The 19988-nt window shown below is 63.8% G+C and carries 22 protein-coding genes and 1 tRNA gene; 17 read left to right on the forward strand and 6 right to left on the reverse strand.

The window, feature by feature from the left end:
• Positions 1-81 precede the first annotated feature (81 nt).
• Together ACODSR_RS09390 and ACODSR_RS09395 are read right to left on the reverse strand one after the other, a co-directional pair.
• A complete protein-coding gene (locus ACODSR_RS09390) occupies positions 82-801 on the reverse strand; it encodes a hypothetical protein (protein ID WP_489075855.1) in 720 nt (239 codons plus the stop codon).
• Positions 802-836: 35 nt separating this feature from the next.
• On the reverse strand, positions 837-1577 hold the full coding sequence (locus ACODSR_RS09395) for a TrmH family RNA methyltransferase (RefSeq protein WP_119744745.1): 741 nt from the start codon (positions 1575-1577) through the stop codon (positions 837-839).
• A 104-nt stretch (positions 1578-1681) separates the two neighbouring features.
• Between ACODSR_RS09395 and ACODSR_RS09400 the strand changes: the two genes are divergently transcribed.
• Positions 1682-1768: transfer RNA gene (locus tag ACODSR_RS09400), tRNA-Tyr, on the forward strand.
• A gap of 37 nt (positions 1769-1805) precedes the next feature.
• Here the strand turns inward: ACODSR_RS09400 and ACODSR_RS09405 are convergent.
• The gene (locus ACODSR_RS09405; RefSeq protein WP_489075857.1) at positions 1806-2396 is read right to left on the reverse strand and encodes a YdeI/OmpD-associated family protein; all 591 of its coding nucleotides are present in this window, start codon (positions 2394-2396) and stop codon (positions 1806-1808) included.
• Positions 2397-2400: 4 nt separating this feature from the next.
• Positions 2401-3135 (reverse strand): bifunctional 2-polyprenyl-6-hydroxyphenol methylase/3-demethylubiquinol 3-O-methyltransferase UbiG, encoded by a 735-nt coding sequence (ubiG, locus tag ACODSR_RS09410; protein WP_489075859.1) that lies wholly within the window; start codon positions 3133-3135, stop codon positions 2401-2403.
• An 82-nt stretch (positions 3136-3217) separates the two neighbouring features.
• On the opposite strand from ubiG, the gene ACODSR_RS09415 reads away from it, so the two are divergent.
• The 9 genes from ACODSR_RS09415 (at position 3218) to ACODSR_RS09455 (ending at position 10360) form a co-directional block, all read left to right on the forward strand.
• Complete coding sequence (locus ACODSR_RS09415) at positions 3218-4483, forward strand: aspartate kinase (RefSeq protein ID WP_489075861.1); 1266 nt, start codon at positions 3218-3220, stop codon at positions 4481-4483.
• A 251-nt stretch (positions 4484-4734) separates the two neighbouring features.
• The gene (locus ACODSR_RS09420) at positions 4735-5742 is read left to right on the forward strand and encodes an NAD(P)H-dependent flavin oxidoreductase (RefSeq protein ID WP_489075863.1); all 1008 of its coding nucleotides are present in this window, start codon (positions 4735-4737) and stop codon (positions 5740-5742) included.
• A gap of 45 nt (positions 5743-5787) precedes the next feature.
• On the forward strand, positions 5788-6699 hold the full coding sequence (locus tag ACODSR_RS09425) for a hypothetical protein (protein ID WP_489075865.1): 912 nt from the start codon (positions 5788-5790) through the stop codon (positions 6697-6699).
• Positions 6700-6808: 109 nt separating this feature from the next.
• Positions 6809-7171, forward strand: a complete 363-nt coding sequence (locus ACODSR_RS09430; protein ID WP_489075867.1) for a DUF1428 domain-containing protein — start codon at positions 6809-6811, stop codon at positions 7169-7171.
• Positions 7172-7193: 22 nt separating this feature from the next.
• The gene (locus ACODSR_RS09435; protein WP_489075869.1) at positions 7194-7997 is read left to right on the forward strand and encodes a VOC family protein; all 804 of its coding nucleotides are present in this window, start codon (positions 7194-7196) and stop codon (positions 7995-7997) included.
• The gene (locus ACODSR_RS09440) at positions 7994-8485 is read left to right on the forward strand and encodes a VOC family protein (RefSeq protein WP_489075871.1); all 492 of its coding nucleotides are present in this window, start codon (positions 7994-7996) and stop codon (positions 8483-8485) included. The genes ACODSR_RS09435 and ACODSR_RS09440 overlap by 4 nt, the downstream gene beginning before the upstream one ends.
• Entirely contained in the window at positions 8482-8943 is a 462-nt protein-coding gene (locus tag ACODSR_RS09445) for an SRPBCC domain-containing protein (protein WP_489075873.1), read from the forward strand. Before ACODSR_RS09440 ends, ACODSR_RS09445 begins: the two co-directional genes overlap by 4 nt.
• A 150-nt stretch (positions 8944-9093) precedes the next feature.
• The gene (locus ACODSR_RS09450; RefSeq protein ID WP_489075875.1) at positions 9094-10032 is read left to right on the forward strand and encodes a right-handed parallel beta-helix repeat-containing protein; all 939 of its coding nucleotides are present in this window, start codon (positions 9094-9096) and stop codon (positions 10030-10032) included.
• Between the two features lie 133 nt (positions 10033-10165).
• A complete protein-coding gene (locus ACODSR_RS09455; protein WP_107124289.1) occupies positions 10166-10360 on the forward strand; it encodes a hypothetical protein in 195 nt (64 codons plus the stop codon).
• Here ACODSR_RS09455 and ACODSR_RS09460 read toward each other — a convergent pair.
• A complete protein-coding gene (locus ACODSR_RS09460; RefSeq protein ID WP_489075877.1) occupies positions 10357-11745 on the reverse strand; it encodes a helix-turn-helix domain-containing protein in 1389 nt (462 codons plus the stop codon). The genes ACODSR_RS09455 and ACODSR_RS09460 overlap by 4 nt on opposite strands.
• 141 nt (positions 11746-11886) lie before the next feature.
• On the opposite strand from ACODSR_RS09460, the gene ACODSR_RS09465 reads away from it, so the two are divergent.
• Positions 11887-13482 (forward strand): isocitrate lyase, encoded by a 1596-nt coding sequence (locus ACODSR_RS09465; RefSeq protein ID WP_489075879.1) that lies wholly within the window; start codon positions 11887-11889, stop codon positions 13480-13482.
• A gap of 202 nt (positions 13483-13684) precedes the next feature.
• Here the strand turns inward: ACODSR_RS09465 and ACODSR_RS09470 are convergent, their stop codons facing one another.
• Positions 13685-15493, reverse strand: coding sequence for a DUF885 domain-containing protein (locus tag ACODSR_RS09470; RefSeq protein WP_489075881.1), 1809 nt, complete (start codon positions 15491-15493; stop codon positions 13685-13687).
• Positions 15494-15689: 196 nt separating this feature from the next.
• On the opposite strand from ACODSR_RS09470, the gene ACODSR_RS09475 reads away from it, so the two are divergent.
• The 6 genes from ACODSR_RS09475 (at position 15690) to grxD (ending at position 19635) form a co-directional block, all read left to right on the forward strand.
• Positions 15690-16376, forward strand: a complete 687-nt coding sequence (locus ACODSR_RS09475; protein WP_489075883.1) for a glutathione S-transferase family protein — start codon at positions 15690-15692, stop codon at positions 16374-16376.
• Between the two features lie 89 nt (positions 16377-16465).
• Complete coding sequence (gene leuC, locus ACODSR_RS09480) at positions 16466-17914, forward strand: 3-isopropylmalate dehydratase large subunit (protein WP_489075885.1); 1449 nt, start codon at positions 16466-16468, stop codon at positions 17912-17914.
• Positions 17915-18026: 112 nt separating this feature from the next.
• A complete protein-coding gene (leuD, locus tag ACODSR_RS09485) occupies positions 18027-18620 on the forward strand; it encodes a 3-isopropylmalate dehydratase small subunit (RefSeq protein ID WP_489075887.1) in 594 nt (197 codons plus the stop codon).
• Positions 18621-18677: 57 nt separating this feature from the next.
• Positions 18678-19001 (forward strand): DUF1476 domain-containing protein, encoded by a 324-nt coding sequence (locus ACODSR_RS09490; protein WP_119744710.1) that lies wholly within the window; start codon positions 18678-18680, stop codon positions 18999-19001.
• An 11-nt stretch (positions 19002-19012) separates the two neighbouring features.
• The gene (locus tag ACODSR_RS09495; RefSeq protein ID WP_006965900.1) at positions 19013-19246 is read left to right on the forward strand and encodes a BolA/IbaG family iron-sulfur metabolism protein; all 234 of its coding nucleotides are present in this window, start codon (positions 19013-19015) and stop codon (positions 19244-19246) included.
• Between the two features lie 56 nt (positions 19247-19302).
• Entirely contained in the window at positions 19303-19635 is a 333-nt protein-coding gene (grxD, locus tag ACODSR_RS09500) for a Grx4 family monothiol glutaredoxin (RefSeq protein WP_489075889.1), read from the forward strand.
• Positions 19636-19988 lie beyond the last annotated feature (353 nt).

The raw sequence follows: 19988 nt of genomic DNA on the forward strand, positions 1-19988 counted from the left end.
GCCTCCCATTCAGGATATACTGTGGGAGGCCGGGTGGGGGTGCGGGCCGGTGCGGTCTGTTCAGCGAAGCTGAACCAAAATTCAACGCTGCAAGCGCAGCGTGGCAGCGGGCGCCTCACTCGTCAGCGGGGTGACCCGCCAGACGATGCGCTTCCCGTTGGGCGCGGGTTGCGCGCCTTCCTCCTGATTCTGGCTGATAATCTCCGCGTCGCTCGTCAGCGTGAAGCTGCCGTTCAGCGCTTTGGCCGCTTCCTCGCCCGGTCCGTCCGCGCCTAGCGTCGGCCCCTGGCTCTTGTCGAACCCGTTGGCAAAGCCCGGCGCTTTTACGCGTACCCGGTCGTCTCCGCGCAATTCCACCGCGACGAAGGGCAACACGATCTGCGCGTCGATGTTGAAGGGAAACAGGAAGGCATGGGTCAGTCGCCCGCTGATCGCATAGTCGACATCGAACGTGCGATTTCCCAAATAACGCGCTGATATGAAACCTTTTTCTTTCGTGAAGGCATCAGCGATCGCGCGCATTTGCACGTCGTTACCATTGTCGGCTTCGCTGTCGGACTTCTCCGCGGCAATCTGCAACAGCTGGGCCGGCGCCGCCTCGCCATCCTCGCTTGCCGGTTCAGGGATGCCCATCGCCCCCTTTCCGCTGTCCGACGCGATGATCTCGCCCTTATAGGCGAAGCTGAAACTGCGGTCGGCCCGAATGTCGAGCGAGGATTCAAACTTGCCCGGCGTCACCAGGCAAGCCGACAGCGCCATCACCCCCGGCAGGGCCAGCACCCAACGCAACAGACATTTCATGGCGACGTCCCCCGACTAGCCGCCCGGTCGGCTGCCTACCGGCTGGCGGCGGCGTACAGGGCGATGGCCGCGGCGTTGGACACGTTCAGGCTCTCCATCCGCGGACTGATCGGCAGTTTAGCCAAAATGTCGCAATGCGCCATGCTGTTGTGACGCAGCCCTTCGCCTTCGGCCCCCAGCACCAAAGCGACGCGCGATTCGCCGATCGCGTCGCCCAAATTGGTATCGGCCTCGCCATCCAGCCCGATCCGCCAGTAACCCGCCTCGGCAATTTCGTCCAAAGCCCGCGACAGGTTGACCACCCGCACCCATGGCATGATCTCCAGCGCGCCCGACGCCGCGCGCGCCAGCACGCCCGATTCGGGCGGGGCGTGCCGGTCCTGCGTCACGATGCACAGTGCATCGAACGCGGCGGCGGACCGCAGGATCGCGCCGACATTATGCGGGTCGGTCACCTGGTCCAGCACCAGGATCGGCCGCTTGTCATCGCGCCCTTCGTCCAGCACATCGCCCAGCCAGACATCGTCCAGCGGTTCGACTTCGGCGACGATGCCCTGATGCGGCGCGTCGGACGGGACCATCCGGCCCATATCGGCCACATCGGCATAGACGATCGGCAGCACCGGCGGCAGCTCCAGCGCGCCCAGCGCTTCGCGGGTGCCCCATATCTTGCGCACGATGCGGTTGGGATTGGCCAGCGCCGCAATGACGGCGTGGCGGCCATAGAAGCGCGGGAACGCGCCCTTCGGCTTTGCGGGACGATGACCTCTTTTCATGGAAGCGCTCTTTTCACATCCGACCATTGACAGGCAAGCCTCCTTTCGCCATTGAGCCGCCTCCAGCGCGGGAAAGAAGCTTTTTCCTGACCGCGAAGGGTAATGGACAGGTGGCCGAGTGGTTAAAGGCAGCAGACTGTAAATCTGCCGGGCTACGCCCTACGTTGGTTCGAACCCAACCCTGTCCACCACCCTCTCAAAGGGTCGAGCGCATCGGGTCGCTCCCCCCTATCTCTGATATTTCCAGTTCCGCCCCTTGCCCTGCGCGATCCATTCGACCGCTTGGGCCATGCGCTTCTCGCGGGTCGAATCGCTCTTGGCATCATTGATCCATTCGCAATAGTCGCGGACCTTGCCGGGCGGGAAGGCGGCCCACACCGCCGCGGCAGCCGGGTCAGCAGCAATCGCCTCTGCAAAAGCCGGATGGACTGGCAGCGGCGCGCGCGGCTCTTTCGCGCTGGTGCGCGGTCGATCCCCTGCATCAATCAACGCCATCGCTTGTGCCAGTAGCGCGGCGATCTCCGCGTCAGGCGGCAGGTCGCTCAGGCGGGTGATCCTGCCGAACTGCCCCATCGCTCCCTGCCGAGTATCATCGCGACCAACCTTGTCATGCCAGAAACCGAAAGCAGCATGACTCTTGAACGCGGCCATGCTGCACAGATTCTGGTCCTTATAGGTGAAGAAGGGCATCCCCCATTTGATCGCCTCGCCCGCGTCCGGCACCGTGGCATGAACCAGCGCACGGATATGGGTCAGGATCGGCCGGGCAAAATCCGCCTGCCGCGCAATATAGGCGTCGATGCGGGGATCACCCACCATCGCGTCAGCTTTGGTGCCGCACGGTCAGCAGATAGTTGATCGCCTTGTTCGCCGACAGGGTAAAGCCCCGACCCGGATCGAAGCTCAGCCCGCTACTGTCGATCACCTCCAGCCCGGCCTGTTCCAGCAAGGCGGTCAGTTCTTCCGGCGTGATGAACTTGCCCCAGTCATGCGTCCCCTTGGGGATACCGCCGATGCTCTCGCCGATCGTGATCATGGCCAGGCGGGACAGGGGGGTGCGGTTGGGCGTGGACAGGATCATCAGGCCATCAGGGGCTAGTTTTGCCGCCAGCGCACGGACGAAAGCGGCAGGATCGGCGACATGCTCGATCACCTCCATCGACGTGACCAGATCGAACCCGCCGTCCGCCACATCCTCCACCGGCGTCGCACGATAGTCGATCGCCAGCCCTTGGCGGTCGGCATGGGCGCGCGCCGCCGCGATATTCTCCGGCGCCGCGTCCAGCCCCGTCACGCGCGCGCCCAGCCGCGCCAGCGGTTCGGCCAGCAACCCTGCGCCGCACCCCACATCCAGCGCCCGCTTGCCCTCAAGCGGCTCAAAATCATGCGATTTGCCCGGCCAATGCGCGTCGATCGCTGCGCGAATATAGGCCAGCCGCACCGGGTTCAGCTTATGCAGCATTGCGCTGCTGCCCTGCGGGTCCCACCACTCGGCCGCCATCGTGCCGAAATGGGCGGCCTCCCTGGGGTCGATCGTTGCTGTCGGGTTGCTTGCCATATCCGTATCCGCTGCTAAAGAAGCGCCGTTTCGCCCTTCTGGGACATTTTCTTTCTCACCAACTAGCAGGTTCGACAAGCAAATGGCGCGCATCGTGATGAAATTCGGCGGCACCTCCATGGCGGGGATGGAGCGAATTCGCAACGTGGCCGCGCGGGTCAAGCATGTGGTGAGCCAGGGCCATGAAGTCGCCGTCGTCGTGTCCGCCATGGCGGGCGAAACGGACCGGCTCGTCGGCTTCTGCAAGGAAGCCTCCGCCCTCTATGATCCGGCTGAATATGATGTCGTCGTGGCAGCAGGCGAGCAGATCACCAGCGGCCTGCTGGCAATGACGCTTAAGGCCATGGACGTGGACGCGCGCAGCTGGCTTGGCTGGCAGCTCCCCATCAAGACCGTCGAAGCCCATGCCAAGGCGCGGGTCAGCAGCATCGATACCGACGCGCTGCTCGCCGCGATGGGCGCGGGGCAGGTCGCGGTGATCCCCGGTTTTCAGGGCATGATGGCCGATGGCCGCGTCTCGACGCTGGGCCGGGGCGGGTCGGATACCTCCGCCGTCGCCGTCGCCGCCGCGATCAAGGCTGACCGCTGCGACATCTATACCGACGTCGATGGCGTCTATACCACCGACCCGCGCATCGTGTCGCGCGCCCGCAAGCTTGACCTCGTTACCTATGAGGAAATGCTGGAGCTGGCGTCGGTCGGGGCCAAGGTGCTGCAAACCCGCTCTGTCGGCCTCGCCATGAAGGAAGGCGTGGTCGTGCAGGTCTTGTCCTCCTTCGATGATCCCACCCAGAACGACCTGCCCGGCACGCTGATCGTCAGCGACGAGGAACTGGAAGCCAAGCGCAAGGATAACAAGATGGAACGTCAGCTCATCACCGGCATCGCCCATGACAAGAATGAGGCGAAGATCATCGTGACCCGCGTACCCGACAAGCCGGGCGCGGTCGCCAGCATCTTCACGCCGTTGGCCGACGCGGCGATCAACGTCGACATGATCATCCAGAATGACAGCAAGGACAACGAAGAGACGGACGTCACCTTCACCGTCCCGCGCGCCGACCTCGCCCGCAGCGTTGACATATTGGAAGCGAACAAGGACGCGATCGGCTTCCGCCGCATCATCACCGACACCGAAGTCGCCAAGATCAGCGTCGTGGGTGTGGGTATGCGCAGCCATGCCGGTGTCGCCGCAACCATGTTCAAGACACTGGCCGATCGCGGCATCAATATCGAGGCTATCTCCACCAGCGAGATCAAGGTTTCGGTGCTGATCGACGAGGACGAAACCGAACTGGCCGTCCGCGTCCTGCACACCGCCTATGGTCTGGACGCCCCGGCGGTATGATAAAAGCGCCTCGCTACAACTGCGATGTATGTGGTGTTTCTTGCCAGATGGGCGGAGGTATTTGGGAAGCTAAATATTTCCAAGGCTATGAGATGAATATCTGCAATAGTTGCTATTCGTCGAATTGGGATGGATGGAGTCCCCACCATGAGATCCTAGTAATTGCTCATTGTGAGAAGAAGTCCATCACGTTACCCCAGCGCAACGCAAAAGGCTGGTTGCCGCGCGATTATCCAAGCAAGGTTTAGAACATGCAGAAACTCACTGCCCTCATGGCCCGCGGCACGCAATTTCTCGGCTGCGACAGCGCGATCCTGTGCGGGGCGATGAGCTGGGTGTCGGAACGTCATCTCGTGTCGGCCATGTCCAACGCGGGCGGTTTCGGCGTGATTGCCTGCGGCGCGATGACGCCAGCTTTGCTCGACGCGGAAATTGCAGCGACCAAGGCGCTGACCAGCAAACCCTTCGGCGTCAACCTGATCACCATGCACCCGCAACTGTTCGACCTGATCGACGTCTGCGCCAGCCATGACGTGACCCATATCGTGCTGGCCGGCGGCCTGCCGCCCAAGGGCAGTATCGAGGCGATCAAGGCCAAGGGCGCGAAACTCATCTGCTTCGCCCCCGCCCTGGCGCTGGCCAAGAAGCTGGCCCGCTCCGGCGTCGATGCGCTGATCGTCGAGGGGCATGAAGCAGGCGGCCATATCGGCCCGGTCGCCACCAGTGTGCTGGCGCAGGAAATCCTCCCCGAAATGAGCGAACAACTGCCCGTATTCGTCGCGGGCGGCATTGGCCGGGGCGAAGCGATCGCCGCCTATCTCGAAATGGGCGCGGCGGGCGTGCAGCTTGGCACCCGCTTTGCCTGCGCCACCGAAAGCATCGCCCACCCAGCCTTCAAAAAGGCCTTTTTCCGCGCCTCGGCCCGCGACGCGATCGCCAGCGTCCAGATCGACCCGCGCCTGCCGGTCATTCCCGTGCGCGCGCTCAAAAATGCGGGCATGGAAAATTTCACCGCCAAGCAGCGCGAAGTCGCCAATCTGCTCGACGCAGGCGCGGTCGACATGGGCGAGGCGCAGTTGCAGATCGAACATTTCTGGGCCGGTGCGTTGCGCCGCGCAGTGATCGACGGCGATGTCGATGGCGGGTCGCTGATGGCGGGCCAGTCGGTCGGCATGGTGACCAGGGAAGAACCGGTCGCTGACATCATCGCGCAGCTGATGGCGGAGGCCGCGACGGCGCTAGAGCGACGGGCCGCCTGAATCCTTGCGATGAACGGTTAATCAGGCATATTTCCTCCGACCACAATGCCCGGCATGACGGTGCGCAGCCCATCGGAGAAATTGATGATCGTCCTGCGCCGTATTTATGGCCGTTTTTCGCTTGTGTCGCTGGCCGTGCTGGCGGCCTGTTCGACCCCGGTGAAGAAGCCGGAGCCGACCCCGCCGCCGCCGCTGGTCGAAACGGTCAGGCCGCGCCCGCCCATGGGCGCGGTGGAGGATATGAGCATCCCGGAAATAGCGGATGGCAAATATCTGACCCCCAATCGCAAGGTCACCTCCAACACCGCGCTCTGGCATGTCCGCATGGCGCTCAACGTCGCGGCCCTGTCCTGCCGCAGCACGGCCGATCTGGCGCGGCTGCAATATAACCGTCTGCTCCATGTCCACGGCCCTGTGCTGACGCAGGCCAATGAAGCGGTCGATCGCAACTATAAGGTCGCCTATGGCACCGCAGGCTTTGGCGCGCGCGAACGGCTCAACACCACCGTCTATAATTTCTTTTCGCTGCCCCCCGTCACCAAAAGCTTCTGCCCCGTTGCCGAAGCCGTCGGGGCAAAACTGCTCACGATGCCGTCCAGCGCGCTGCTGGACTATGCCCCGACCGCGCTGGCGGATCTGGAAAAGCCGTTCCAGGATTTCTACGCCGCCTATGCCGATTATCTGCGGCGGCTGGCCGAATGGCAGTCGCGCTTCGGCGGGACGGTGACGGTATGGGCGGCCCCTACGCCGCTACCGCCGCCGCCCGTCCCGCCCGGCGAGGCGCCGCGAGCGGGCTTTGCCCCCAGCGTCACCAGCGCGATCCAGCAGAATCTGCCGCCACCGCCCGATGCGGCGGCCCCATCACAGGCCCGCCGTCCGCCCGCCGTCGCGCCGACCCTGCCCGCCGCGCCGGGACCAAAGCTGATGGTCCAGCCACTGCCGACCAATACCGAATAAGCGACGCGCCGTTGCGCATTGGCGGGCGCGGCGGCATCATCGCTGGCGAGTCGCTTGACGGCTCTGCCCGCCATGCCAGCGCATGGCGGAGCCAAGGAGGAGAGAGACGATGGCCTATATGGACGGTTTCGTGATCCCGGTGCCCAAGGGCAATAAGCAGGCCTATATCGATATCGCGGCGAAGATGGCCCCGATCTTCATCGAATATGGCGCGACCCGCGTGGTCGAATGTTGGGGCGACGATATCAAGCCGGGCAAGGTCAACGACTTCCGTACCGCCGTGATCGCGGAAGAGGAGGAAGAGGTCGTCTTTTCCTGGATCGAATGGCCCGACAAGGAAAGCCGCGATGCAGGCTCTGCCCAAATGATGACCGACGAGCGGATGAAGCCTCAGGAAGGGCAGGAGATGCCGTTCAGCGGCGCGCGCCTCATCTATGGCGGCTTTGCCGTGCTGGTCGATGAAAAGGCCTGAACCACCCGACAGGAGAGAGGCGATGACCGACCTTAAGGGACAATTTTTCTGGGTCGAGCTGATGACCAGCGATCCGCAGGCCGCGCTCGCCTTCTACACCGATGTCGTGGGCTGGACCACGATGCCGTTTGGCCAGGATGGCGGCTATACGCTGATCGTCGGCAGCGCCGGGCCGGTGGGCGGGGTGATGGCAATCCCGGACGAGGCGAAGGATTGCGGCATGACCCCCTGGTGGGGCGGCTATATCGCCTCGGCCGATGTCGATGCGGACGCCGCGCGACTGGCGGCGGCGGGAGGCAGCATCAGGCGCCCGGCGGAGGACATCGAAGGAGTCGGTCGCTTCGCCGTGATGGGCGATCCGGGCGGCGCCACCTTCATGCTGCTCAAAGGCTCCAGCCCCGACGGCATGGAAGCCCCGCCACCCATGGCGATGGCCCATGTCGGCTGGCACGAGCTGTATAGCGGCAATTTCGACGCCGACATGGCCTTCTACACCGGCCAGTTCGGCTGGACCAAGGGGGAAGCCATGGATATGGGCGACATGGGCAGCTACCAGCTCGTCTCGCAGACCGGCGGCAGCGATTTTCCCAGCATGTCGGGCGGCATCATGCCGATCCCCAAGGAAATGCCCGCGCCGCTCTGGCTCTTCTACTTCGTCGTTGGGGACATTGACGCGGCAGCGGCGCGGGTGACCGCAGGCGGCGGCACCATCCTCCATGGCCCGTCCGAAGTGCCCGGCGGCAGCTGGATCGTTCAGCTGCTCGACCCGCAGGGCGCGATGTTCGCGCTGGTCGGCACCCGCGCCGATACAGGAGAAGCCGCATGACCATCATCGCCCCCTGCCTGTGGTTCGACGGGCAAGCGGAGGAAGCGGCGCATTTCTACGTCTCCGTCTTTGGCGGGTCGGTCGATCATATCAGCTACTACCCGCAGGAAAATCTCTCTCCCTCGCCAGCGGCGGGGGGCAGCGTCCTGCTGGTCGAATTTACGCTGTTCGGGCAACCCTATCAGGGGCTGAATGGCGGCCCGCAATTCCCCTTTACCGAAGCCGTCTCGCTGTCGGTCGCGTGCAAGGATCAGGCGGAACTGGATCTTTACTATGATGCGCTGACCGCAGACGGCGGATCGCCTGCGCCGTGCGGCTGGCTCAAGGACAAATATGGCCTGTCCTGGCAACTGGTGACGCAGGGGATACTCGCCAATTATCATAGCGGCGACCAGGCCGGGATCGACCGCATGATCAAGGTGATGATGACGATGGAAAAACTCGATACCGCCGCCATGCAGGCCGCCTTCGACGGCGAAACGGCATGAGCGAAGGCGCGCACGACCTGTCCGTCACCTGCACCATCGCCGCCCCGCGCGCGACATGCTGGCGCGTGTGGACCGATCGCAAGGAAGACTGGTTCTGCCCCAAACCCTGGCGCGCGGAAGTGATCGAGGAAGATCTCCGCCCCGGCGGCCGCAGTGCGGTGCAGATGTTCGGCCCGGATGGCGAGGAAACCGGGCCGATGGAGGGCGTCTTTCTGGAAGTGGTGCCGGGCGAACGGATCGTCACCACCGACGCCTATGCCGCAGGCTGGGTCCCGCAAACCCCTTTCATGACCGCCATCTGGACCTTCGCCGAGGAGGGGGATGCCACCCGCTTCACCGCCACCGCCCGTCACTGGGACGCAGAAGCCAAGGCCCGGCACGCGGAAATGGGCTTCCACCCCGGCTGGGACCAGATGATGGCGCAATTCAAGGCGCTGTGCGAGGTTGCTGCGGGGTGAGGGTTAGATGAGGGGGCTGGGCGCTGATCCCGCTACACCCTCCCGCCTCCCATCAACCTTCCCCCACCACTCTGTCCCATAGCGGGGCAGGGCGGCGTTAACCCCGTTCCCACCTTGGTCGCTACGCCGCGCGCGCCTATCCTTGCCGCCATGCGTATCCTGTCCACCAGCCTCCTCGTCTCCATCGCCATCGCTTCGACCGCGCTGGCGCAGGGCAATCCCGCACCCTTCACCCTTGCCGAATCGGGCCGCGCCTTCGGCTCGCTGGCCGATGCGCTGGGCGCGATCGGCGACGGACGCGGAACGGTGGTGATTGCCCCCGGCACCTATCATCAATGCGCCGTGCAGCAGGACGGCGACGTCACCATTCGCGCCGCGACCCCCGGCACGGTGATCTTCGACGGCGTGCCATGCGAGGGCAAGGGCGCGTTCGTGCTGCGCGGGCGGGCGAGCGCGGTCGACGGCATCATCTTCCAGAATATCCGCGTGCCCGACGGCAATGGCGCGGGCATTCGCCTGGAAAGCGGCACCCTCACCGTCCGCAACAGCCTGTTCCGCAACAGTGAGGAAGGCATCCTCACCGGCGATTATGAAGGCGGGCAGGTCAGCATCGACAAATCGACCTTCCGGCATCTGGGCCGGTGCGACCGCGATCTCGATTGCGCCCATGGCATCTATATCGGCCGACTGGCCGCGCTCACCGTCACCAACAGCCGCTTTGACCTCGGCGATGGTGGCCATTATCTCAAAAGCCGTACCGCCCGCGTGACGATCACCGGCAACAGTTTCGACGACAGCGGCGGGAAGCTCACCAATTATATGATCGACCTGTCCAACGGCGCGACCGGTATCATCACCGGCAATGAAATGGTGCAGGGCAAGGACAAGGATAATTGGTCCGCCTTCATCACCATCGCCCCCGAAGGCCGCGAACATTCGAGTGCAGGCCTTGTGATCGAAGGCAATAGAGCCGGTTTCGTGCCGGGGTTGGAGCGCAACAGCACCTTCGTCGCCAACTTCACCGACGACGCGGTACGGATCGGGAAGAACGACCTTGCACCAAGCATGAAGGTGAAGGACCGGCGGTAGGGGCTTCCCCAACCTCCGTTCGCCCTGAGCCTGTCGAAGGGTTGTTCTTCTTCAAGTAAAGGGCGAGGCTTCGACAGGCTCAGCCCGAACGGTTTTATTTGTATAGAGCAGCGGACTATCGGATACTGGCCCCATGCGAACCACCTATGACAGCGCCACCGTGCGCCTCTATCATCTGGGCGACGATGGCGGTGCGACGACATTGATGTACGGTCCCCTGAGCGAAGCGCTGCGCGTGGCCGAGCAACAGACGCAGGAAACGCAGGACGGCCTCTATCTGGCGACCGACAATGACGTGGTGGCCTATCTCGACCTGATCGAGAGCTAACCGTCGGCAAAGCCGAAGGGCGCGCGCGTCCGGCGAAAATCGTCGGGCAGCATATCCCGCCCGATCGGCGGCGCGGATCGGGCGAGGCACTGCGGGCGGTGACACAGGCGGCAGGTGACGCCGATGGGGGTCGGCTCCGGCGTCGGCTGGCCCTGGGTATAGATCAGCCGGTGGGCATGGTCGGCGGCGCAGCAGAGCGCAATCGCCCGGTCCACCCTGGCCGCCCCCCAGCCGCCACCGCCTGCGGTGACGGTGCGGGCGATCGAGAAGAAGCGCTGCCCGTCGGGCAGTTCGAGCCACTGGGTGACGACCTCCCGCGGCGTCTCGAACACCCGATGCACCGACCAGAGCGGGCAGGAGCCGCCATGGCGGGCAAAAGGAAAACCCGCCCCGTCGAGCCTCTTCGACACGTTGCCTGCCGGATCGACGCGCAGGAAGAAGAACGGCACCCGTTCCTGACCCGGTTTCTGCAACGTGGTCAGCCGATGGGCGGTCTGTTCAAAACTGGTGCCAAACTGCCGCGCCAGCGCCTCGACATCATAACGCCGCACCTCGACTGCCTTGGCGAACGCGGTATAGGGCATCAATATCGCCGCCGCCCCATAGCTGGCCAGCGCCCGCCGCGCGAGGCGGCGGCTGCTTTCATTTGCAAACTGGCCGTCCTTCAGGATCGCGTCGAACGCCTTGCGCATCTCCAGATAGGCGATCTGGAGCGCCAGCTGGAATTGCGAACTGGCCGTATCGAGCGTGTCGTCGAGCAGCACCGCGTCGCGATGCCGGTCATAGCGGCGCAGCGACCCGGCCATGACGTCGGACGGCAGGCGGCGGACGCGGAGATTATGGCGTACGCGCAGCCAGCCGGTCAGTCCGCCCTCGGCCTCCGCCTCCGCCGCCAGTTTCTCCGCCGCATCGTCCAGCAGCGGAAAGCTGTTGCGACGGGCAGCCAGAAAGCGTCGGGACTCCGCAACCGGATCGGGCGCATCATCGGCTGCGACGCCCTGATCGGCCAACGCCAGATGCTCCTCCCGATAGCTGGTATAGAGCCGCAACAGTGCTTCGGTGATGCCCGGATAATTGACCGCAACGTCCCCGGTGGCGAGGGCAGGCAGGTCCAGATCGGCGAACATCGGGTCTTTCAGCACCGCGTGCAGCCGCGCGGTCTGTTCGGTGCCGCCGTCGCCCGCGACCTCCGCCATATCCAGCTTGTAGGTCCGCGCCAGCCGCAGCAGCATGTCGGCGGTCAGCGGACGCTGGTTGCGCTCCAGCAGCGCGACATAGGAGGCGGAAATGTCGAGATCAGCCGCCATATCGGCCTGAGTCAGGCCCAGGTCGCGGCGCAACCGCCGCAACCGTGGCCCCATATAAACCGGACTATCCTTACGCATCGGGCCGACTCCTGTGCATACTTTACAACTTTACAGCATAAATTTGTAAAGATCGACAACTGAACTTCAGGAGGACTGCCGCACTGCAACAGGAGGGGGTAGGCGGGGCGCAACAGCTCACTTTCCACGCAAGGACCGGCCATGACCTACCAGGACAATATCGCGAAGGCGCAGCAACTCATCGGCAGCCATCCCGGCACCTGGGACGGCATCAATGCCGAATCCGTCGCCCGCATGAAGCTGCAAAACCGCTTCAACACCGGTCTCGACATCGCCAAATATACTGCGGGCATCATGCGCCGCGACATGGCCGCCTATGATCTCGACCCGGCCAACTACACCCAGTCGCTGGGCTGCTGGCACGGCTTTATCGGCCAGCAGAAGATGATCGCGATCAAAAAGCATTTCGGCACGACCAAGCAGAAATATCTGTACCTGTCCGGCTGGATGGTCGCGGCGCTCCGCTCCGACTTCGGCCCGCTGCCCGACCAGTCGATGCATGAAAAGACCAGTGTTCCCGCGCTGATCGAGGAACTCTACACTTTCCTCAAGCAGGCGGACGCCCGCGAACTGGGCCTGCTGTTCCGCGATCTCGACAAGGCGCGCGAAACCGGCAACGAAGTCGAGGCGCAGCGACTGACCCACGCGATCGACAATTATGAAACCCATGTCGTCCCCATCATCGCGGACATCGACGCAGGTTTCGGCAATGCCGAAGCCACCTATCTGCTCGCCAAAAAAATGATCGAGGCGGGTGCCTGCGCGCTCCAGATCGAAAATCAGGTCAGCGACGAAAAGCAGTGCGGCCATCAGGACGGCAAGGTCACCGTGCCGCATGAGGATTTCCTCGCGAAGGTCCGCGCCTGCCGCTACGCCTTCCTCGAACTGGGCGTTGACGACGGCATCATCGTCACCCGCACCGACTCGCTGGGCGCGGGCCTCACCAAGCAGATCGCGGTCAGCAAGGAACCGGGCGACATTGGCGACCAGTATAACAGCTTCCTCGATTGCGAGGAGATCGACCCGGCCACCGCACGCAATGGCGACGTCATCCTGAACCGTGACGGCAAGCTGTTGCGCCCCAAGCGCCTGCCCAGCAACCTGTTCCAGTTCCGCGAAGGCACTGGCGCGGACCGTTGCGTCCTCGACTGCATCACCAGCCTGCAAAATGGCGCGGACCTGCTGTGGATCGAAACGGAAAAGCCGCATATCGAGCAGATCGCCTCGATGGTCGACCGCATCCGGCAAGTCATCCCCAATGCCAAGCTGGTCTATAACAACTCGCCCAGCTTCAACTGGACGCTGAATTTCCGCCAGCAGGTCTATGATGCCTGGATCGAGGCGGGCAAGGATGTCAGCGCCTATGACCGCGCGCGCCTCATGAGCGTCGATTATGACGACACCGATCTGGGCCGGGAAGCCGACGACCGTATCCGCACCTTCCAGAAGGACGCGGCAGCGCGGGCGGGGATTTTCCACCACCTCATCACCCTGCCGACCTATCATACCGCGGCGCTCAGCACCGACAATCTCGCCAAGACCTATTTCGGCGAGGAAGGGATGCTGGGCTATGTCGAAGGCGTCCAGCGCAAGGAAATCCGCCAGGGCATCGCCTGCGTGAAGCATCAGAATATGAGCGGCAGCGACATTGGCGACGATCACAAGGATTATTTCGCCGGGGAAGCCGCGCTCAAGGCGGGCGGCGCGCACAACACGATGAATCAGTTTGCAGCCTGACGCTGCTCAAGAGCCAGTTCGCGGGACGTGCAGATGTCCCGCGATTTGGGTGGAAGGACTTGACGACCCGGCGGCGCACCGCCGGGTCGTTTTTTGTTTTAGAAGGCGCAGCGTGTTCCCGCGCAGGCGGGAACCCAGTCCCGCCGTCTGAACTGGATTCCCGCCTGCGCGGGAACACACTGCATTCAATCGCTTCTTAGCGTTACACAATCCCCGCCCGCTGCCGCACCGTCTGCTTCAATATATCGAGCGGCATCGCCCCCAATGCCAGCACATCATGAAACGCCTTGATGTCGAACGCCGCGCCCTGTTTCCGCTTCACTTCCGCGCGCAGGTCGTTCCAGACGGTATGGCCGATCTTGTAGCTGCACGCCTGTCCCGGCCACACCGTATAGCGGTCGATTTCGCCCTGGCTGCGGCCACGCGCAATGCCGGTGGTGGCGATCAGATAGTCGGTCGCTTTCTCCCGGCTCCAGCGTTTGACATGCATCCCGGAGTCTACGACCAGCCGTGTCGCGCGGAACAGCAGCGACTGGAGATAGCCGACCTGCCCCAGCGGATCGTCGTCGAACATGCCCATTTCGTCGGCCAGCTGCTCGGAATAGAGCGCCCAGCCCTCCGAATAGCCGCTATACCCGCCGCGCCGCCGGATCATCGGAATGGCGTCCGATTCCAGCGCGACCGAGACTTGCAGATGATGGCCCGGCACCGCCTCATGATGGGTCAGCGTCGCCAGCCCAAATTTGGGCCGGTCGAACGTGTCGCGCAGGTTGATATAATAGATGGCCGGACGCGATCCATCGAGCGACGCATTCTGATAATAGCCGCCCGGCGCACCCGCCTGAATGGTCACCGGCACGCGGCGCACTTCGACCGGCGCCTTTGGCACGGTGTTGAAACTTTCACCCAGCCGCTTCTGCATCGCGATGATCTGGACATTGAGTTGCGCCAGCAGCGCCTCGCGACCCGGATCAGTGTTCGGGAAAAGCTGGTCGGGCCTCTGGTTGAGCGCGACAAGGCGGTCGCCCACGCTTCCCTGGCTCATACCTTCGCCCTTCAGGATCGTGTCGATCCGGGCGCTGATCTCCGCCACCTGATCCAGCCCGATCCGATGGATTTCATCGCCGGTCAGCGCGGTGGTCGTCGCCGCTTCGGCAGCGGCCGCGTAAAAGGCTTCGCCATCGGGCAGACGCCACACGCCTGCGTCATGCGTCGCCTTGGCCCGCAATGCCTGTACCAGCGCGCGCTGGCGATCGAGCGCAGGGAAGATCGTGTCCGTGACGATCTTTTCGGCCTGCGCCGCACGTTCGGGCGGCAGGCCAGCGGCGGCAAGCTTCTTGGCGAACGACGCGACAAGCACCGTCTGCGTGGCGGGCTGATCGCGCAGCGACGCCTGCATTTTCATCGTCGTGTCGAGAATATAGTCGGGCGCGAACACGCCCTTGGCCGCGTCGGCTTTTTGCCGCTCCAACTCGCCATCCATCGCCGCCGGGAAGGCTTCGAGCCGGGCGAGATAGGCGTCCGCGTCGGCGGCATTGGCGACACGATGCTGCGAATCGAGGAAATCGGGCGTCTCGCGATAACTGCCGGTTAGCTGGCTCAGCACATAGGGGGCATAACGGCCCGCCGTTTCGCCATAGCCGAAGCGTTCGCCGCCGATCGACCGATCAAGCTGATAGGTCACCACATCATAATCGAGCGTCGATGCATCGCTCAGCGCCTTGCGGTCGATGCTGGCGAGCTGCTTTGCCTGTGCCTTGCTGCGCGCCAGATCGCGCGCGACCCCGGCGGCGGACGTGTCGCTGAGCTTGCCGCGCAAATCGGCGCGCTCGCCCGTGTCGAGGCCAAGCCGGGTGGCCTGTTCTGGCGAATCCGCCAGTCGTTCGTAGAAAAAGCCGTCGAGCATGGCGCGCAATCGCGCGTCGGCGCCTACGGGCTGGGCAAAGACTGGAGTGGCGGCGGCGCTCAGCGCGGTTGCGCCGCTGGTGGCAAGAAACTGGCGTCGGTTCACGTCAGGGAACTCCGTCTGTCAGGGGTGGGGCGATAGAGGGATAACGCCCATAATGCCCCCTTGTGCCGCGCTTCCAAAGGCTTGGCCAGCCTTAGCGCCAGATAAGCCAGCCTTATATCCGCCTCGCTGGATGCGGCTATACCGTCATTTGCCCATGCGATAAGGCGCACCCAGCTTGCATCAGGGAGACACGGCCATGACCTACACCCTCATCACCGCGAACCGCAATTATAGCAGCTGGTCGCTGCGCCCCTGGGTGCTGATGACCGCATTGGACATCCCGTTCATCGACCGGATCGAACCCTTCACGCAGGCGACCAACTATGCCGCCTTCCGCAGCTTTTCGCCGACCGGACAGGTCCCTGCGTTGATAGATGGCGAACGGACCATCTGGGATTCGCTGGGCATCACCCTCTATCTGGGCGATCGTCATCCCACCGTCTGGCCGACCGACGAAGCCGCACGGGCATGGGCGCAATGCGCGGCGGCGGAAATGCACAGCGGCTTTGCGACGCTGCGCAACGATTGCACCATGAATGTCGGGGTGCGGGTCGAGCCGCACCTGCACTCGCCCGCGCTGAACAGGGAAATTGCGCGCCTCGCCGAGCTTTGGGCCGAAGGGCTGACCTGCTTCGGCGGGCCGTTCCTTGCCGGACCGGCCTTCACCGCCGTCGATGCCTTTTATGCGCCGGTCGCGTTCCGGGTGCGGACCTATGAGCTGGACGTCGGCGCGGTGGGGCAGGCATGGGTCGACCATATGCTGGCGCTGCCCGCGATGCAGGCATGGGAAGAGGCCGCCCTGGCCGAGACCTGGCGCGAGGACAGCCATGAGGCTGAAATCGGCGCGGCAGGACGGATCATCGCGGATTATCGGGCGGTGTAACATTGTTGCCCGCCATATGGACAAAAGAGCAGTTTTCCACCCGCTTCCCCCTTTTCCCTGGGCCATTCCGGGTCTAGGGGGAAACCATAATGGTTAAGCTCCGCACCCTCTATGAGAAGATCTGGGACGCGCATGTCGTCGAGCGCCGCCCGGATGGCACCTGCCTGATCTATATTGATCGCCACCTCGTCCATGAAGTGACGTCGCCACAGGCGTTTGAGGGGCTTCGTCTCGCTGGCCGAACAGTGCGCCGGCCGGACCTGACGCTGGCGGTGCCGGATCATAATCTGCCCACGACGCCGCGCCGCGACGCCGACGGCCATCGCATCCCGATCGCCGACCCGGAAAGCGCGCAGCAATTGGCCGCGCTGGAGCGCAATGCCCCGGAATTTGGCGTGCGCCTGATCGGCGACGCCGATGTGGAACAGGGCATCGTTCATGTCGTCGGACCCGAACAGGGCTTCACCCTGCCCGGCACGACCCTGGTGTGCGGTGACAGCCATACCTCATCGCATGGCGCGCTGGGTGCGCTGGCCTTCGGCATCGGCACGTCGGAAGTCGAGCATGTGCTGGCGACCCAGACGCTGCTGCTCAAACAGTCCAAAACCATGGAAGTCGTGGTCGAGGGCGAGCTGGGCTTCGGTGTCACGCCCAAGGATGTCGCGCTGGCGATTTGCGGGCATATCGGCACGGCGGGCGGCACCGGCTATGTCATGGAATATCGCGGATCGGTGTTCCGCGCCATGTCGATCGAGGGGCGGCTGACCGTCGCCAATATGTCGATCGAGGCGGGCGCGCGGTCGGGTCTGTTCGCCCCCGACGAGACGACCTTCGCCTATCTCAAGGATCGCCCGATGGCCCCCAAGGGCGCCGACTGGGACGCAGCCGTCGCCTGGTGGCGCACGCTGGTGACCGACGAGGGCGCTGTGTTCGACAAGAGCGTGGTGATCGACGCCGCCGACATCGTGCCGACCGTGACCTGGGGGACCAGCCCCGAAGATGTCGTCGCGGTGACCGGCGTGGTGCCGGACCCGGCGAGTTTCGAGGATGCGTCCAAGCGGGCAGCGGCGCAAAAGTCGCTCGACTATATGGGGCTGACCGCCGGGCAGAAATTGGCCGACGTGGCGATCGAACATATCTTCATCGGCAGCTGCACCAACAGCCGGATCGAAGATCTGCGCGCCGCCGCCGCGCTGCTTGAAGGCCGGCACATCGCCAGCGGCATCAAGCACGCGATGGTCGTCCCCGGTTCTGGCCTGGTCAAGCGGCAGGCAGAAGCCGAAGGGCTGGACCGCATCTTCACCGACGCGGGCTTTGAATGGCGCGAACCGGGCTGTTCCGCCTGCCTTGGCATGAACCCGGACAAGGTGCCTGCGGGCGAACGCTGCGCGTCGACCAGCAACCGCAATTTCATGGGCCGTCAGGGACCGGGCGCGCGCACCCATCTGGTGTCGCCCGCGATGGCGGCGGCAGCGGCGATCACCGGCCGGCTGACCGACGTGCGCGAACTGTTGAAAAAAGAAGAGGGGATGGCATAGTGAAAAAGATTTTCTGGCTGCTGACGCTGGGCGCACTGGCCAGCGCGGCGATGGCCGCGACGCTGGGCCGGGCCGAGGACATTTCCGCCACGGAAGCAAAGCAGGCGCGCTGATGGACAAGCTGACCACGGTTGAGGGTAAGGCCTATCCGTTCGGGATGAAGAATGTCGACACCGACATCATCATCCCGTCGCACTGGCTCAAGACGATTTCGCGCAACGGCATGGGCAGGGGTGCGTTTGAAGTGTTGCGCAAGGAGCCGGGCAACGTCTTTGACGATCCGGCCTATGCGGGCAGCCCGATCCTGATCGCGGGCGACAATTTCGGTTGCGGTTCCAGCCGCGAACATGCCGCCTGGGCGCTGGGCGATCTGGGCATTCGGGTTGTGATCGCGCCGAGCTTCTCCGACATCTTCTCCAGCAATGCGTTCAAGAATGGCATATTGACCGCCGTTCTGCCGCAGGACGCGATCGACCGGCTGATGGAGGTGGCGCAGACTGACCAAATCCATGTCGATCTGGAGCAGCAGACGGTCACGACCCAGTTTCAGGATCGTTTCAGCTTCGAAATCGACCCGTTCCGCAAACATTGCCTGCTGGGCGGCCTGGACGAAATCGGCCTGACGCTGGGCGATGCCGACGGCATCGGCGTCTATGAAGCAAAAGTGGCGCAGGATCGCCCCTGGATGATCCCCGCCGTTGCGTAAACGCGCGCTTCTTCCTATCTCTTTTCCTACTATCAGGTTTCAACGGGGCTTTTGGGCATGACGACTTTCGACGATCGCGAACGGGCCTTTGAAAATATGTTCGCCCATGACCAGGAAATGCAGTTCCGCATCCAGGCGCGTCGCAACCGCCTGCTGGGCGAATGGGCCGCGGTGAAGATGGGGCTGACCCCGGAAGAAACCGATTCCTATGCCAAGGCGGTGGTGCAGGCCGATTTCGAGGAAGCCGGTGACGAGGATGTCATCCGCAAGCTGGTGGGCGACATGACCTCGGCGGGTATCGACATTGACGAGCCGGGCGTGCGCGCGGCTCTGGAAGAACAGGCGGTGATCGCTCGCCGCATGTTCATCGAAGCGCAGTAAGGCCGCCTGCGATGCCGATGGCCGCCGACGACATTGCCGACATGATTCGCGCCGCGATCCCCGACGCCGATGTCGAAATTACCGATCTGGCGGGTGACGGCGATCATTATGCCGCGCGGGTGGTGGCGGAAAGTTTCCGCGGCATGAGCCGGGTGGCGCAGCAACGCGCTGTCTATGCCGCGCTCGGCGGGCGGATGGGGGGCGTGCTGCACGCCTTGCAACTGACCACTGCGGTTCCCAACTAACCCGCATCACAGATTTGCGTCCAAAAGCGGCGCCAGACAGGAATGGACTTTCGATCATGACCGACGCCGTGCATCAGCGGATTGCCGAAATCGTGGGCGCCAACGACGTTGTGCTGTTCATGAAGGGCACGCCGCTCTTTCCGCAATGCGGCTTTTCCAGCCGCGCCATTGCTATCTTGGAGCATTTGGGCGTCGCCTATGAAACAGTCGACGTGTTGCAGGACCAGGCCGTCCGTCAGGGCATCAAGGCCTTTTCCGACTGGCCGACCATCCCGCAACTCTATGTGAAGGGCGAATTTGTCGGCGGCAGCGACATCATGATGGAAATGTATGAAGCGGGCGAACTGCACCAGCTGATGACCGATCAGGGCGTCGCGTCGGCAAGCTGATCCCCAGCATATTGTCCACACCATGAAGGGCGGTCCGGTCATCGGGCCGCCTTTTTTTGCTGGATTAGGGGGAGCCACCGGGTTGGGGGTGCCGACGGAGATCGGCCAGCACCCCCAGGGTAGTTACACGGTGGGTTACGGAACTAAGAGAAGCAACCGCTGTGCCAGAAACAGCAGGGCGCGCAAATCCGCGGTTACAAGGGTTAACGGCACGCGCGATGCTGCGGCATCTGTCAAATATTCCGACATTATGGAGCGGGAAACATCCTCCCCTTGCAGGGGAGGTGGCAACGCGAAGCGTTGACGGAGGGGTGTTGCCCTATCGATACGGCAACACCCCTCCGTCTGGCCTG

Source organism: Sphingobium sp. FG125 (assembly GCF_057809795.1).

Excerpts from the sequence above, each read along its gene's own strand:
- ACODSR_RS09390 (WP_489075855.1), bottom strand. The coding sequence starts at position 801 with ATGAAATGTCTGTTGCGTTGGGTGCTGGCCCTGCCGGGGGTGATGGCG.
- ACODSR_RS09395 (WP_119744745.1), bottom strand. The coding sequence starts at position 1,577 with ATGAAAAGAGGTCATCGTCCCGCAAAGCCGAAGGGCGCGTTCCCGCGC.
- ACODSR_RS09405 (WP_489075857.1), bottom strand. The coding sequence starts at position 2,396 with ATGGTGGGTGATCCCCGCATCGACGCCTATATTGCGCGGCAGGCGGAT.
- ubiG (WP_489075859.1), bottom strand. The coding sequence starts at position 3,135 with ATGGCAAGCAACCCGACAGCAACGATCGACCCCAGGGAGGCCGCCCAT.
- ACODSR_RS09415 (WP_489075861.1), top strand. The coding sequence starts at position 3,218 with ATGGCGCGCATCGTGATGAAATTCGGCGGCACCTCCATGGCGGGGATG.
- ACODSR_RS09420 (WP_489075863.1), top strand. The coding sequence starts at position 4,735 with ATGCAGAAACTCACTGCCCTCATGGCCCGCGGCACGCAATTTCTCGGC.
- ACODSR_RS09425 (WP_489075865.1), top strand. The coding sequence starts at position 5,788 with ATGCCCGGCATGACGGTGCGCAGCCCATCGGAGAAATTGATGATCGTC.
- ACODSR_RS09430 (WP_489075867.1), top strand. The coding sequence starts at position 6,809 with ATGGCCTATATGGACGGTTTCGTGATCCCGGTGCCCAAGGGCAATAAG.
- ACODSR_RS09435 (WP_489075869.1), top strand. The coding sequence starts at position 7,194 with ATGACCGACCTTAAGGGACAATTTTTCTGGGTCGAGCTGATGACCAGC.
- ACODSR_RS09440 (WP_489075871.1), top strand. The coding sequence starts at position 7,994 with ATGACCATCATCGCCCCCTGCCTGTGGTTCGACGGGCAAGCGGAGGAA.
- ACODSR_RS09445 (WP_489075873.1), top strand. The coding sequence starts at position 8,482 with ATGAGCGAAGGCGCGCACGACCTGTCCGTCACCTGCACCATCGCCGCC.
- ACODSR_RS09450 (WP_489075875.1), top strand. The coding sequence starts at position 9,094 with ATGCGTATCCTGTCCACCAGCCTCCTCGTCTCCATCGCCATCGCTTCG.
- ACODSR_RS09455 (WP_107124289.1), top strand. The coding sequence starts at position 10,166 with ATGCGAACCACCTATGACAGCGCCACCGTGCGCCTCTATCATCTGGGC.
- ACODSR_RS09460 (WP_489075877.1), bottom strand. The coding sequence starts at position 11,745 with ATGCGTAAGGATAGTCCGGTTTATATGGGGCCACGGTTGCGGCGGTTG.
- ACODSR_RS09465 (WP_489075879.1), top strand. The coding sequence starts at position 11,887 with ATGACCTACCAGGACAATATCGCGAAGGCGCAGCAACTCATCGGCAGC.
- ACODSR_RS09475 (WP_489075883.1), top strand. The coding sequence starts at position 15,690 with ATGACCTACACCCTCATCACCGCGAACCGCAATTATAGCAGCTGGTCG.
- leuC (WP_489075885.1), top strand. The coding sequence starts at position 16,466 with ATGGTTAAGCTCCGCACCCTCTATGAGAAGATCTGGGACGCGCATGTC.
- leuD (WP_489075887.1), top strand. The coding sequence starts at position 18,027 with ATGGACAAGCTGACCACGGTTGAGGGTAAGGCCTATCCGTTCGGGATG.
- ACODSR_RS09490 (WP_119744710.1), top strand. The coding sequence starts at position 18,678 with ATGACGACTTTCGACGATCGCGAACGGGCCTTTGAAAATATGTTCGCC.
- ACODSR_RS09495 (WP_006965900.1), top strand. The coding sequence starts at position 19,013 with ATGCCGATGGCCGCCGACGACATTGCCGACATGATTCGCGCCGCGATC.
- grxD (WP_489075889.1), top strand. The coding sequence starts at position 19,303 with ATGACCGACGCCGTGCATCAGCGGATTGCCGAAATCGTGGGCGCCAAC.